General features: G+C 37.2%; 11 protein-coding genes. All 11 read left to right on the top strand.

Annotation, left to right across the window (positions count from 1 at the left end):
- Positions 1-194 precede the first annotated feature (194 nt).
- The 11 genes from rseP (at position 195) to HMPREF2810_RS14295 (ending at position 15,080) form a co-directional block, all read left to right on the top strand.
- Positions 195-1,463, top strand: a complete 1,269-nt coding sequence (rseP, locus tag HMPREF2810_RS14245; protein WP_002362168.1) for an RIP metalloprotease RseP — start codon at positions 195-197, stop codon at positions 1,461-1,463.
- Positions 1,464-1,534: 71 nt separating this feature from the next.
- On the top strand, positions 1,535-3,253 hold the full coding sequence (locus HMPREF2810_RS14250; protein WP_002372134.1) for a proline--tRNA ligase: 1,719 nt from the start codon (positions 1,535-1,537) through the stop codon (positions 3,251-3,253).
- Between the two features lie 515 nt (positions 3,254-3,768).
- Entirely contained in the window at positions 3,769-4,305 is a 537-nt protein-coding gene (locus HMPREF2810_RS14255; RefSeq protein WP_002384245.1) for a hypothetical protein, read from the top strand.
- A gap of 12 nt (positions 4,306-4,317) precedes the next feature.
- Positions 4,318-4,659, top strand: a complete 342-nt coding sequence (locus tag HMPREF2810_RS14260; protein WP_070635622.1) for a hypothetical protein — start codon at positions 4,318-4,320, stop codon at positions 4,657-4,659.
- Positions 4,660-4,710: 51 nt separating this feature from the next.
- Complete coding sequence (locus tag HMPREF2810_RS14265) at positions 4,711-5,247, top strand: hypothetical protein (RefSeq protein WP_002413688.1); 537 nt, start codon at positions 4,711-4,713, stop codon at positions 5,245-5,247.
- A 13-nt stretch (positions 5,248-5,260) separates the two neighbouring features.
- Entirely contained in the window at positions 5,261-6,574 is a 1,314-nt protein-coding gene (locus tag HMPREF2810_RS14270; RefSeq protein ID WP_070635623.1) for a hypothetical protein, read from the top strand.
- 13 nt (positions 6,575-6,587) lie between these two features.
- Positions 6,588-6,878: a hypothetical protein gene (locus tag HMPREF2810_RS14275; protein WP_010815196.1), complete on the top strand. Its 291-nt coding sequence runs from the start codon at positions 6,588-6,590 to the stop codon at positions 6,876-6,878.
- Between the two features lie 3 nt (positions 6,879-6,881).
- A complete protein-coding gene (locus HMPREF2810_RS14280) occupies positions 6,882-7,217 on the top strand; it encodes a hypothetical protein (RefSeq protein ID WP_002384251.1) in 336 nt (111 codons plus the stop codon).
- A gap of 243 nt (positions 7,218-7,460) precedes the next feature.
- A complete protein-coding gene (locus HMPREF2810_RS14285) occupies positions 7,461-11,816 on the top strand; it encodes a PolC-type DNA polymerase III (RefSeq protein WP_002384252.1) in 4,356 nt (1,451 codons plus the stop codon).
- A gap of 211 nt (positions 11,817-12,027) precedes the next feature.
- Positions 12,028-13,485, top strand: a complete 1,458-nt coding sequence (locus HMPREF2810_RS14290; RefSeq protein WP_002356790.1) for an amino acid permease — start codon at positions 12,028-12,030, stop codon at positions 13,483-13,485.
- A gap of 218 nt (positions 13,486-13,703) precedes the next feature.
- Positions 13,704-15,080: a hypothetical protein gene (locus HMPREF2810_RS14295; protein WP_002384253.1), complete on the top strand. Its 1,377-nt coding sequence runs from the start codon at positions 13,704-13,706 to the stop codon at positions 15,078-15,080.
- The last annotated feature ends 56 nt before the right edge of the window (positions 15,081-15,136 follow it).

Here is a 15,136-nt window from a genome sequence, read left to right on the forward strand (position 1 = left end):
GGTTATTTATGAGTGAATATGCTAAAATAAAACTTGTCTTACATAAGGAAAGATTTGTTCACTAACAGTGGCGACTGTTCTCAGTAAACAGTTGCACTGGTTTATCGGGAAGGGAACAGAGCAAGTTTTACGAGACTTTCCCATGTAATAATAAAAAGCACTGAACGTCAGTGAATGAAGGAAGAAGGACATCTATGAAAACAATTATCACATTCATTATTGTCTTCGGTATTCTTGTCCTCGTACATGAATTTGGCCACTTTTATTTTGCAAAACGAGCGGGTATTTTAGTTCGTGAGTTTGCAATCGGAATGGGACCAAAGATTTTTGCGCATCGTGGAAAAGATGGCACCACTTATACGATTCGCTTATTGCCGATTGGTGGCTATGTGCGAATGGCTGGGATGGGCGAAGACATGACAGAAATCACACCAGGTATGCCTCTATCTGTTGAGTTAAATGCCGTGGGTAATGTGGTTAAAATTAATACAAGTAAAAAAGTACAATTACCTCATAGTATTCCGATGGAAGTCGTTGATTTTGATCTTGAAAAAGAATTATTCATCAAGGGCTATGTCAATGGAAACGAGGAAGAAGAAACTGTTTATAAAGTTGACCATGATGCAACGATTATTGAAAGTGATGGAACCGAGGTGCGGATTGCGCCACTTGACGTTCAATTTCAATCAGCGAAATTATCGCAACGCATTTTGACGAACTTTGCGGGACCCATGAATAACTTTATCTTAGGGTTTATTCTGTTTACGTTAGCGGTTTTTCTACAAGGAGGCGTCACTGATTTAAACACGAACCAAATTGGACAAGTGATTCCTAATGGCCCAGCCGCAGAAGCTGGGTTGAAAGAAAACGATAAAGTCTTATCGATTAATAATCAAAAAATCAAAAAATACGAAGATTTTACAACCATTGTGCAGAAGAACCCCGAAAAGCCGTTAACGTTCGTAGTTGAGCGTAACGGCAAAGAAGAGCAACTAACAGTGACACCAGAAAAACAAAAAGTGGAAAAACAAACGATTGGTAAAGTCGGCGTTTATCCTTATATGAAAACCGATTTACCGTCAAAATTGATGGGCGGTATTCAGGATACTTTAAATAGTACGACACAGATTTTTAAAGCACTCGGCTCACTATTCACAGGCTTTAGTTTAAACAAACTAGGTGGGCCAGTCATGATGTTTAAGTTATCGGAAGAAGCATCCAATGCTGGAGTAAGTACAGTTGTATTCTTAATGGCCATGTTGTCAATGAACTTAGGGATTATTAATTTGTTGCCGATCCCAGCTTTAGATGGCGGGAAAATTGTCTTAAACATTATTGAAGGTGTACGTGGAAAACCAATTAGTCCTGAAAAAGAAGGCATCATTACGTTAATTGGCTTTGGGTTTGTCATGGTGTTAATGGTGTTAGTTACTTGGAACGATATTCAACGCTTTTTCTTTTAAGGAGAAAGCTTAAGTAAAAAAGTGTGTAAAGAAATCAAAAATAGTTGATTTTAAAATAGAGGAGAGTTTTAATGAAACAGTCAAAAATGTTAATTCCAACGTTAAGAGAAGTACCAAATGATGCAGAAGTCTTAAGTCATCAAATTCTGTTGCGCGCAGGCTATATTCGTCAAGTCGCTGCAGGGATCTATTCTTATTTACCTTTAGCCAATCGTGTTTTAGAAAAATTAAAAACGATTATGCGAGAAGAATTTGAGAAAATTGATGCAGTTGAAATGTTAATGCCTGCGTTATTACCAGCAGAACTTTGGAAAGAATCAGGACGTTATGAAACTTATGGACCTAACTTGTATCGCTTAAAAGATCGCAATGACCGTGACTATATCTTAGGCCCAACGCATGAAGAAACCTTCACAGAATTAATTCGTGATGAAATCAATTCTTACAAACGATTACCTTTGAATTTATACCAAATTCAAACAAAATATCGTGATGAAAAACGCCCACGTTCTGGCTTATTAAGAGGCCGTGAATTTATCATGAAAGATGGCTATTCTTTCCATGCCGATGAAGCTAGTTTAGATCAATCATACCGTGATTACGAAAAAGCTTACTCACGCATTTTTGAACGCTGTGGACTAGAATTCCGTGCCATTATTGGGGACGGTGGTGCCATGGGTGGTAAAGATTCTAAAGAATTTATGGCGATTTCTGAAATTGGGGAAGATACTATTTGCTATTCAACAGAAAGTGATTATGCTGCCAATTTAGAAATGGCAACAAGTCTTTATACGCCGAAAAAATCACATGAAACACAATTAGATTTAGAAAAAATTGCAACACCAGAAGTGGGTACAATTGCCGAAGTGGCAAACTTCTTTGAAGTTGAGCCACAACGTATTATTAAATCAGTACTATTTATTGCCGATGAAGAGCCAGTAATGGTCTTGGTTCGTGGCGATCATGATGTCAATGATGTCAAATTGAAAAACTTCTTAGGCGCTGATTTCCTAGATGAAGCAACAGAAGAAGATGCTCGCCGTGTCTTAGGAGCGGGCTTTGGTTCAATTGGTCCAGTCAATGTTGCCGAAGATGTTAAAATTTATGCAGATTTAGCTGTTCAAGATTTAGCCAACGCCATTGTTGGGGCTAATGAAGATGGCTATCATTTGACAAATGTAAATCCAGATCGTGACTTCCAACCAATTAGTTACGAAGATTTACGCTTTGTTCAAGAAGGCGATCCTTCTCCTGATGGCAATGGTGTCTTAGCCTTTACTAAAGGAATCGAAATTGGTCATATCTTTAAATTAGGAACGCGTTATAGTGATGCTATGGGCGCAACAGTTTTAGATGAAAACGGTCGTGAAAAATCAGTGATCATGGGTTGCTATGGCATCGGCGTTAGTCGTTTACTTTCAGCAATCGTTGAACAAAATGCAGACGAGCGCGGTATTAATTGGCCAACAGGGATTGCGCCATTTGATTTACACGTGGTCCAAATGAATGTGAAAGATGAGTATCAAACAAAACTATCACAAGAAGTTGAAGCAATGATGACCGAAGCGGGCTACGAAGTATTAGTTGATGACCGCAACGAGCGTGCAGGCGTAAAATTTGCTGATGCTGATTTAATTGGTTGTCCAATCCGTATCACAGTCGGTAAAAAAGCAGTCGATGGTGTGGTAGAAGTCAAAATCAAACGTACTGGTGAAATGTTGGAAGTACGCAAAGAAGAATTAGAAAGTACACTTTCTATTTTGATGAACACAACATCAGAAGTAGAATAAATAAACAAACTTAATAACAGTATAAAGCTTAAAACGAAATCAAAGTTTCTCTGATTTTGTTTTAAGCTTTTTTAATGTAATAAAAAACTTAAATGTCTCAAGCTATAAACAATATTCGATTTTAAAGATTAATCTATATAAAATTATTTCCTTTATTGTTTTTAATAATAAGAGAAATAAATAAGTGGTTTAAGCTGATTAAATGATATTTTTTTGTTTTTAAACAAATTTTTCATATATAGATAGAATTTAAAATTATATTTACAGTAATTATATGTTAATGATATTATAAAATGGTGGCTAATTAATTAGATTGAATAGAGGAGGTTATAACCAATAAAAAATAGGTTAGAAAATTAAAGAAAATACTCTTTCAGAACAGAAACGATTGAATGAAGTTAGGTTAGTAAAGGGAACCCAGTAGCATTGGCGCTGTACTAGTGAAAGGGATTTATGGGACGAATCCAATAGAATGTTAAAACACGATTGTACATAAAAAGAAAGGAGGGAAGCTAGTGAAAAAAGGAAGATGGTGGCTAATTGGTTTAGTTACTGCATTACTAATCATAATAGGAATTGGAGGGAAACAATATATGGATAAAAAAGCAATAGAAAAAGATTACCAACAAGGAATCGATTTAATTCAAAAATATGTGTCAAACTATTTGGTAGAAAACTATGAAGGCATTGAGAAGATTGAGTGGCAAGGTGTTGGCGTGGAATGGCGGAATGCAAAAGGGTATGGGACATCGTTGTTGGGGAATTATGTGAAAAGCGATGTTAAGTTATTTATTTCTCAAAATAGTTACATTAAACTACATTTTCTCTTGACTGATGAAACAGAATACAACGAAGAATTAAAAAAATATGTTCAAAGTGATGTTCTTAATTCTGAAAACATAGATTCTATGTTAGAAATGGAAATCCGGAATGCTAATAGACGATTTAATGACAAAGAAAAAATAAAACTTCAGCAAGTTAGGAAAAAAACAGTAAAGCTATCGATACCTAAAATTATTTATAATTTAGATATTTATGAATTGAAGTATTAGGAGGTTAGTGTAATGAGCAATGAAATTACAACAGAAGTGTTAGCTAAAGCAATTGACGACACCAAAGATAGAGTAAAAGAGATTAGAATCGGAGAAGAATTCAAGTTAGAAATTAATCAACGAAAGGAAAGCTTTCAACTTATAAACAAAGCCGCCAGCACCCAATCCAGCCAACTAAATGCCATGGCCATCGCGCCTTTAGATGACCAAGGTAAACCTGACTATAACAGCGTCGCTGTCGTGTACGCTGGTACCAATTCCTTTGGGGATGAAGGTAAAAAAGGCTTTGAAACAGCTGGAACAGCTTTTGTAGGTGGACTTTCTGAAGAATATCAGGAAGCCAGAATATCTTAACATAGAAGTTTTAAAAAATTAGTGTACATAAAAAAGAAAGGAGGAAAGCCAGTGAAAAAAAGAAAATGGTGGCTAATTGGTTTAGCTACTGTCGTGTTAATTATTTTAGGAATAGGAGGAAAACAATACATGGATAAAAAAGCAATAGAAAAGGATTACCAACAAGGAATCGATTTAATTCAAAAATATGTGTCAAACTATTTGGTAGAAAACTATGAAGGCATTGAGAAGATTGAGTGGCAAGGCGTTGGTGTAGAGTGGCGGAATGCAAAAGGGTATGGGACATCGTTGTTGGGGAATTATGTTAATAGTGAAATTAGAGTATATGTATCTAAAGATGATTATTTCATGATGTATTTTCGTCTAACCGATAAAACCGAATATGATGATGAATTGAAAAAATATGTTGTGCTAGACTCATTAAACGATAAAAATACAGATGTTGCAGTTAGAGTAGGATTAAGGAATGCGACATACGATTTGAACCAAGCTGAAAAAAAAGTTTTTGAGAGATTTAGAAAGTCTGATAAAGGAAGTCCAAATGCAAAAGTAATTTATAACTTAGAAATTCATGAATTAACATATTAGGAGGGAAAGGAATTTGAGTAATGAAATTACAACAGAGACCTTAGCAAAAGCAATTGATTCTACAAAAGAGACAGTTCAATTAAATAGTGATACAGTAGTTTTAGAAATTCAAGAAAAAACAAAAGATTTTAGAATCATCCACAAAGCCGCCAGCACCCAATCCAGCCAACTAAATGCCATGGCCATCGCGCCTTTAGATGACCAAGGTAAACCTGACTATAACAGCGTCGCTGTCGTGTACGCTGGTACCAATTCCTTTGGGGATGAAGGTAAAAAAGGCTTTGAAACAGCTGGGACAGCTTTCGTAGGTGGACTTTCTGAAGAATATCAGGAAGCTGAAAAATTTTTAAAACAAACGCAGCAAAAAATCGCCTCGCAAAACGGCACAATTACCGATGTTGCAGGCTTTAGTCAATCAGGTGGCTACATGATGAAAATGGCAGGGAAATACGGGCAAGAAATGGGCTTTCGTACCACCAGTTTTGATGATTGGGGCCGCAATCAATTTGAACGTTTAACGACGAGTGAAAAACAGTGGCTACAAGAAAATCCAGAATTTTTGATTCGCTACCAAAATGATTCGTGGGCAGCACTGTCAGGACGTGATAGTAAATATGGCACGATTTCTTCGATTTCAGGGGTTGGTGAACATAATACTTTAGCTAACTATTTTGATGGAGACGACTTGGATTTGGATCGTTTAGCCAAAGATGGCATTTTCGCACCGAATATGACTTTGGAGCAAGTCAAGTTAGCAGCGAAAGTCTGGGCAAAGAAAAATGGCGACTGGGATCCCACCACAAATAATGAAGCCGAAGCGAAAAAACGAGTGCAGGAGTACTTAGAACTCTATGGCGAATTTGCGCAAACGAATGCGAATTTGGAAAAATTAAAATCTGGTACTGATAAAGCTATTCGTTCTTTACATACAAAAATTGCCAGTGCTTCTGGCGGTCAAAAAATCAAGTTACGAGCAGACTTGGCATTACAGGTAGCTAATCAGGCTAGGACAATCGGTGAAGAAGCGGAGAAATTGTTGAAACAAAGCCAGCAAGACACAGAACAAGCGTTAGCAGAAATTTCCAAGGAAATTTTAACAAGTGCCAATGAAATAAGACAATATTTGTCTTATTCTGAGGTCCAAGCAATGATTGCACCCTATGAAAAAAGTCGTTTGTGGAACGAGGCACAGGCCAGTCACAATCGGAAACGAGTTCAACAATATAATCAAAAACTGATGACATTTAGTGAAAAGTTAACAACTGCGGCTAAAAATATTCAAGAATATGATCGCCAAGCAGGTAATCAGTTATTTGCACAGAGATGAAAGGATGTTGCACATGGATGAACTGGAAAGAGAACTTCAATTGGAATTAGAACGTGTACAAAAGATACAAGAACGCCAAGCCATTCAAGCTGTGATTACAGCAAAACAAACCAGAATCGCAACCATCAAACAAACCTCCACACATACAATCAAGAAACTTTCAGAATTGATGAGCAAACAATCAAAAACTACCTTGCCTTCTTCCTTAAAAGGTGCCTTCCAAGGGCAAGTGGCGGACGCAGCGAGCCATTATTTGAAAGCGATTCCTGACGCAAATTTAAAAACACCAGCAAAAGGAGGTTAAGAGATGACACCGGAAGAAAAACGCCGCAGTTACCAGATGATTGAAGACAACTATTATCAAGAAAAGCGCAGAATCAATCAACAACAGCAACATGTTTTCACTGAAATCCAGCGATTTAGACAACAAACGAACCAACTAGTAGACAAGGTGGCTTATTTTACTAGAAATGATACTTGGGACAAACGAATGTTTCATCATCAAATAGCCACCAGTTTAGATGAAGTGAAACGAACAGAAAATCGGTTTGTTTCAATCCTAGAAGAAACAGAACAAGCCATGCGGAAAAATTATCGAAAAGAGATTGAGAAATTGGAAGAAATGGCAAGAATAGATTTGTAAGGGATTGGTAAATACGGATTGACAGGATGTCTTTTTGTTCAATATGTTCAAACAAATAATGGAATTCTTCAGGAGTACATTATTCTTGTTCTCTAATTTTTAGCAAGCCAGTGACGGAACAAGATTGTTTTTTTACAAAAAACGAGTATACTTAATAGAGAAGCGAATGCAGAGAAACCGAAAAAAGGCACTTGACAGATTTGTCTGAGGGCCTTTTTTCAATGATAGAAGGAGGTTCATTTTGTGACAGAAAAAGCACGCGATTTATTTGATAAACTGATGACGCAAATTCAGTTAGATGACACAGCGAAAGAACATCCCTTAATTCAAAATGGCCGGATTGACAAGGTCATTGTTCACCAACAAAGTCGCTTATGGGAATTTCATTTAAGTTTTGATGAATTGATGCCAGTGATGCTATATCAAACATTTATGCAACAATTGGAACTAGCTTTTCAACAAATTGCGCAGGTTTCCGTTCAAATAACCACAAATCAGACAACATTTACAGAGGAACAATTAACGGATTATTGGCAGTTGGCCTTGTTAAATAGTCAATGCAATACGCCGTTAGTTCAGAAAGTCTTAAAAACACAGACACCACAATTTGAAGATCGGAAAATTATTTTACCTGTTGATAATGAAGCAGTTATTCCTTATTTGAAGCAACAATATTTACCAATTATTGAGGAACTTTATTTCTCTTACGGGTTTCCTAAATTTCATATTGAACCAAAAATGGATCAACAGCAAGCTGCAGAAGTGCTGAAAAAGTTTGAAGAGCAAAAATTAGAACAAGCCGCAGCCTTTCAACAACAAGCTGCTGAATCGCTTGTTAAACATGAACAAATGAAAAAAGAAAAACAACAACAAGCGCCTGCGTTTGATGGTCCAATTCGTTTAGGTCGGAATATTCCCAATGATGAACCCGTTATGCCAATGGGAAATATACTGGAAGAAGAACGTCGGATAACGATTGAAGGCTTTATTTTTGATAAAGAAGTGCGTGAATTGCGTTCTAAACGAAAAATTTTAATTTTGAAAATAACTGATTATACTTCCTCTTTCGTGGTGAAGAAATTTTCGAATGGGGAAAAAGATGAACAAGTTTTTGATGCGATTCAACCGCAAAGTTGGATTCGTGTTCGTGGTAGTGTACAAGAAGATACCTTCATGCGTGATTTAGTCATGAATGCTCAAGATTTGATGGAAGTCGCCCATGCGCCAAGAAAAGACTACGCGCCAGAAGGTGAAAAACGTGTAGAATTACACATGCATAGTAACATGAGTACAATGGATGCGACCAATAAAGTCGGTGACTTGGTGGCGCAAGCGGGGAAATGGGGTCACAAGGCCATCGCAATTACGGATCATGGCGGCGCCCAAGCGTTTCCTGATGCCCATGCTGCAGGTAAAAAAGCAGGCGTTAAAATTTTATACGGCGTGGAAGCCAATATTGTTGATGATGGTGTACCCATTGCTTACAACGAAGAACATATTGAATTAACAGATGCTACCTATGTGGTCTTTGACGTGGAAACAACGGGGCTTTCCGCTGTTTATGATACAATTATTGAATTGGCCGCAGTCAAAATGCACAAAGGAAATGTCATTGAGACTTTTGAGCAGTTTATTGATCCTGGCCATCCATTATCTCAAACGACAATCAATTTAACTGGGATTACAGATGAAATGGTGCGCGGTTCAAAATCCGAAGAAGAAGTTTTACGCATGTTTAAAGAGTTTTCAGAAGGAACTATTTTAGTGGCCCACAACGCTTCTTTTGATATGGGGTTCTTAAATACAAGTTATGGCAAACATGGAATACCTGAAGCGGCTAATCCCGTCATCGATACATTAGAATTATCCAGATTCTTGTATCCACATTTCAAAAGCCATCGTCTAAATACCTTATCGAAAAAATTTGGCGTCAACTTAGAACAACATCACCGCGCCATCTATGACTCGGAATCAACAGGTCATTTGTGCTGGATTTTCTTAAAAGAAGCGAAAGAGAATCATGATATGCATTTCCATGATGATTTGAATCGTCATATTGGCGAAGGAGACTCATACAAACGAGCTCGACCTTTCCATGCAACGATTTTAGCAACAACTCAAGCAGGATTAAAAAATCTTTTTAAATTAATTTCCATGTCCAATGTAGATTATTTTTTCCGAGTACCACGGATTCCTCGTTCGCAATTATCGAAGTTAAGAGAAGGACTTTTAATCGGTTCCGCATGTTCAAACGGCGAAATTTTTGAAGCAATGATGCAAAAAGGTGTCGAAGAAGCAAAAAATCGTGCCAAATTCTACGATTATATTGAAGTTATGCCCAAACCAGTTTACGCGCCATTAATTGAACAAGAATTGGTGAAAAATGAAGCAGATTTGGAAGAAATTATTAGTAATCTAGTGAAAATCGGTGACGAACTTGGCAAGCTGGTTGTCGCCACTGGAAATGTTCATTATTTAAATGAAGAAGATGCCATCTATCGGAAAATTTTAGTCGGGTCTATGGGTGGCGCTAATCCGTTAAATCGCCATAGTTTACCAAAGGTTCATTTCAGAACCACCGATGAAATGTTAACGGAATTTCAATTTTTAGGACAAGACGTCGCTAAGCGAATTGTAGTAGAAAATCCCAACAAAGTCGCTGATTTATGTGAAGAAGTTATTCCAGTAAAAGACGATTTGTATACGCCAAAAATTCCTGGGTCTGAACAAGAGATCACTGATTTAAGCTACAATCGTGCGCGCGAATTGTATGGCGATCCTTTACCAGAAATTGTCGAAAAACGGTTAGAAAAGGAACTGAATTCGATTAACGGGAATGGTTTCTCGGTCATTTATTTAATTTCTCAAAAACTGGTGCATAAAAGTAATGAAGACGGCTATTTAGTCGGTTCACGGGGCTCTGTCGGTTCGAGTTTTGTTGCGACAATGACAGGGATTACTGAAGTAAATCCTTTAGCGCCACATTATTATTGTCCTGAGTGTCAATATTCTGAGTTCTATGAAGATGGTTCCTATGGTTCAGGGTTTGATATGCCTGAAAAAGCCTGTCCAAAATGTGGTGCTCGATTGTTTAAAGATGGTCACGACATTCCTTTTGAAACGTTCTTAGGGTTCCATGGCGACAAAGTTCCCGATATCGATTTGAACTTTTCTGGCGATTATCAAGCCGAAGCCCATAACTACACGAAAGTTCTTTTTGGTGAAGAATATGTCTACCGGGCAGGAACCATTGGTACAGTAGCCGACAAAACAGCGTATGGCTTTGTTAAAGGATATGAAAGAGATCATAATTTACATTTGCGCGGCGCTGAAATTGATCGCTTAGCTAAAGGTTCAACAGGGGTTAAACGGACGACTGGGCAGCATCCCGGCGGTATTATTGTAATTCCTGATTACATGGATGTTTATGATTTTACGCCAATCCAATACCCTGCAGATGATCAAGAGGCAGAATGGAAAACGACGCACTTTGATTTCCATTCTATTCACGATAATATTTTAAAACTTGATATTCTGGGACATGATGATCCAACCGTGATTCGGATGTTACAAGATTTATCTGGGATTGAGCCAAAAACAATCCCAACAGACGATCCAGAAGTGATGCGTATTTTTGAAGGACCTGATGTTCTAGGTGTGGATGCAGAGCAAATTTATTCTAAAACAGGAACGTTAGGAATTCCTGAATTTGGGACACGTTTCGTTCGAGGTATGTTAGAACAGACCCATCCATCAACTTTTGCAGAATTACTTCAAATTTCTGGACTGTCTCACGGAACCGATGTGTGGTTAGGGAATGCAGAAGAGTTGATTCGCCGTGGCGAAGCCAATCTTGCTGAAGTAATTGGTTGTCGGGATGATATCATGGTATATTTAATTCATGCTGGTTTGGACAGTGGGATGGCCTTTAAGATTATGGAAACGGTACGTAAAGGACAATGGAATAAGATTCCTGATGAACTACGGGATACGTATTTAAATGCGATGAAAGAAAACAACGTCCCTGACTGGTATATTGATTCTTGTTCTAAAATTAAATATATGTTCCCGAAAGCCCATGCGGCAGCATACGTATTAATGGCGTTGCGGGTCGCTTACTTTAAAGTTTATTTCCCAATCTTATATTACTGTGCGTTTTTCTCCGTTCGGGCGGATGACTTCGACTTAGTGGCAATGTCACAAGGGAAAGAAGCTGTGAAAGCACGAATGAAAGAAATTACGGACAAAGGGATGGACGCCTCCACTAAAGAGAAAAACTTATTAACGGTTTTAGAATTATGTAATGAAATGCTGGAACGGGGCTATAAATTTGGCATGATCGATTTGTACAAATCGGATGCTGAAAATTTTGTGATTGAAGGGGATACCTTGATTGCACCTTTCCGAGCAGTGCCAAGTTTAGGACTCAACGTAGCGAAAGCCATTGTCGCTGCGCGAGAAGAGCAACCGTTCTTGTCGAAAGAAGATTTGGCAACACGAGGCAAAGTTTCTAAAACGTTGATTGAATACATGAATGAAAATGGTGTCTTAAAAGACTTGCCAGATGAAAACCAATTATCATTATTTGATATGTTATAAAAGAAAAATCTCTTAGAAAAAGGCCGGTGAAGCAACTTATTCACCGGCCTGTTTTAGTCATCAAATAAATTAGAAAATCATTGCTAGAAGCGTTTTAATTACTTATTAAAAAGCCATCTTTATTTAATTATGTTGAGCTTGTGCATAAAAAGTAAAATGCTTATGATAAATGAAGAGCTTTATTTTTTTTAATAAGAAAGGAATTGGTTATATGGACAAAAAGCAATTACGATGGTTCACCGTCGGGTTAATTGCCTTTAACATGGTCTGGGGTCTTGGAAATGTTGTGAATAATTATGCACAACAAGGGATTTCAGTGGTCACTTCATGGCTTTTGATTTTAGTTTTATATTTTATTCCCTATGCGTTAATCGTAGGACAATTAGGTTCAACATTTAAAGACAGCAATGGTGGGGTTAGTTCGTGGGTGCAAAACACCAGTACTAAACGTCTAGCCTATTATGCAGCATGGACTTATTGGGTAGTGCACATTCCTTACTTGGCACAAAAACCACAAGCAATTTTAATTGCCTTAGGTTGGGCAGTTCAAGGGAATGGAAACCTAGTCAATACGATGCCAATCGTAACGGTATCATTTATTTCATTAATAATTTTCTTGGTTTTCTTGTTATTATCAACAAAAGGGTTAACCACCTTAAAAGTTATTGGTGGTTTAGCTGGAACCGCCATGTTTGTGATGTCTATTTTATTCATTTTATTAGCGGTAGGCGCACCATTTATTAATTCAACGGTTGAATTTGCGACGCCAAACATGTCACAAGTCAGCACCTACATTCCTAAATTTGATTTTAGTTATTTTACAACCGTATCAATGTTAGTTTTTGCGGTAGGTGGCGCTGAAAAAATTTCTCCTTACGTAAATGCAACTAAAAATCCAGCCAAAGAGTTCCCTAAAGGAATGATTTTCCTAGCGGCAATGGTTGGTTTATCGGCTGTTTTAGGTTCATTTGCAATGGGAATGTTATTCTCAAGTGACAATATTCCTAAAGATTTAATGGCAAATGGTGCCTACAGTGCCTTCCAAAAATTAGGCGCATATTATGGTGTCGGTAATCTCTTAATGATTGTTTATGCTTTGACGAATACAGTGGGTCAAGTGGCTGCGTTAGCCTTTTCAATTGATGCTCCACTGAAAATTCTTTTAGCTGAAGCAGATCCAGAATTTGTTCCAAGTTGGTTACGTAAACGTACGAAAAAAGGTACGTTAATTAATGGTTACTTATTAACAGGTATTTTAGTAAGTATTATTATTGCTTTACCGATGTTTGGGTTGAAGGACATGAACGAAGTGGTTAAATGGCTAACTAACTTAAATTCTGTAGTTATGCCAATGCGTTACTTGTGGGTCTTCTTTGCCTATATGCTTCTAAACAAAGCGTACAAACAATTTAATTCAGAATATAAATTTGTTAAAAATCCTAAAATTGGTTTTGTGTTTGGTCTCTGGTGTTTCCTATTTACAGCCTTTGCTTGTATCTTAGGAATGGTGCCTAAATTTGAGTATGCCTCAGATCCCCAAGGCTGGTTGTTCCAATTAGCTTCTAACATTGTGACACCAATCGTCTTAATTCTATTAGGAATGATTTTACCAGCAATTGCACGTCGCGAGAAAAAAGACACGATTTTGCCAATTGATTCAGCAGAATAATTGGTTACATGTTTCAAGAATAAAATAGTCAGTATAAGTATTTTGCGTGAGATAAATGGTCAGCAGGACTGTTTGTCTCACGTTTTTTTCTGTCGATTTTTCTCTAAAATTTCTATTGTCTCTTAAAAATATGAGAAAATCAGAAGAATTTCTCCTGTATACTAAAGGTATCTATCATTAAAAAATGGTTATTAACGGAGAAAAAGGAAGTGAACCTCATGACTAAAACACTTGAAACACAACCAGAAGAGAAAACGGTCTTTCTTTGTAAAGAAACGAATCCAGATTTTTTAGGACGAGAAATTTATGCGGATAATGTTGAAACACCGTATAATTTTTACTTAATTCGCAAGCTTTATTTAGCGAAAGAGTACCAAAATTTAGCAGAAGGGGAACAATTTTTTGAGGCTTTATGTGAAAGTTGGGATGAATCAGAACAGTTTGAAGAGTTAATTGTTAAAAAGATTTATGTCTATGTTGAAACGGAGTTAATGTACTACACTGTTTATTTTGGAAGCTTTGAGCCGACCACTCGTGACTTACGATTCGCACTGAAACAATGGATGTATGAAATACCGACAACTAAAAATAAAAAAACAGTCCGTATGAATGAAACCAATGTGCAAGTAGTGCCGCAAGAAAATCAAATAACGGAATTAGCTGGTGAAATTGCTGTCTTACGTGAAATGTTGACACTTTTAAAAGAAAATTTAGCCTCCTTGAATGAAGCCGTTAATCAAACGAGAAATCCCGTCATTTCTAGACAAATAAAAACGATCCATTTGAAAAGAGCTTCTCCTGTGATAACCGCAGAACAGGCATCGCTGAAAGTATCAGAGGATGCTAATCTGGAACAACCAGACGTCAATATCTCGCCTAATAATTTGGAAAAGCAAGAAGTTGAAACAACTGTAGCAACAAGTGAAGCAGAGCTTCCTGTTAACAAACCAGCGCTTGAAGAACCAGCGAAAGAACCAGTGTTATCTGAACTAGCGCCATTTAAAGAAGCGCTGCCAGAAGAACCTCAAGAAAACCAGCAGAGTACCGCGGCAAAACCTTTATTTACTTTTCCACAAGAAACAGAAAAAAGCTCGTTAAATTCAGTGAATAAGTCTGCCGAAAAAGAGGAGGAGCAGAAGTCAGAAAAAGAAGCTGTCTCTATGGAAAGTGAGAAAGAAAATTCATCAAGTCGGACAATTCCTGCGGACTTTCAACGACAATTGGACGAATTAGAAGAGGAAATTTATCGTCGCTTTATGAGTCGCCAGTTAGAGGATACTGATGGAAATCAAGCAGTACCGAAAATAACGATTGAAAAAAGACAGTTAGAAGCACAAATGTTTGAAGCAAAAGCATTCTCACAATCATTTAAACAAGTTCAAAAGAAAAAGGCAAGAGATGTGCGAATTTGCAATCAGTTAAGTTGTATGAAACTAGAAAAAGGATTAGATAAATTTTTAGACGAAGTTACAGAATATGTTGAAAAGCGGACACTATTTAATAAAAAGGTTCGTTGTCCGCTACCAGTAATTAGAGAATTGGAAGGCTATGGGCAATTAAACCAGTATATGCAGAAAATCCTTGACTGTTATTAATCGTTTATTTAGGAGAAGGTAAGACAAAACCGTTCAATTTATCAGCTTTTAAGCCT

Source organism: Enterococcus sp. HMSC078F03, from assembly GCF_001811595.1.
Classification (GTDB): Bacteria; Bacillota; Bacilli; order Lactobacillales; family Enterococcaceae; genus Enterococcus; species Enterococcus faecalis.

Excerpts from the sequence above, each read along its gene's own strand:
- rseP (WP_002362168.1), top strand. The coding sequence starts at position 195 with ATGAAAACAATTATCACATTCATTATTGTCTTCGGTATTCTTGTCCTC.
- HMPREF2810_RS14275 (WP_010815196.1), top strand. The coding sequence starts at position 6,588 with ATGGATGAACTGGAAAGAGAACTTCAATTGGAATTAGAACGTGTACAA.
- HMPREF2810_RS14290 (WP_002356790.1), top strand. The coding sequence starts at position 12,028 with ATGGACAAAAAGCAATTACGATGGTTCACCGTCGGGTTAATTGCCTTT.
- HMPREF2810_RS14260 (WP_070635622.1), top strand. The coding sequence starts at position 4,318 with ATGAGCAATGAAATTACAACAGAAGTGTTAGCTAAAGCAATTGACGAC.
- HMPREF2810_RS14295 (WP_002384253.1), top strand. The coding sequence starts at position 13,704 with ATGACTAAAACACTTGAAACACAACCAGAAGAGAAAACGGTCTTTCTT.
- HMPREF2810_RS14280 (WP_002384251.1), top strand. The coding sequence starts at position 6,882 with ATGACACCGGAAGAAAAACGCCGCAGTTACCAGATGATTGAAGACAAC.
- HMPREF2810_RS14250 (WP_002372134.1), top strand. The coding sequence starts at position 1,535 with ATGAAACAGTCAAAAATGTTAATTCCAACGTTAAGAGAAGTACCAAAT.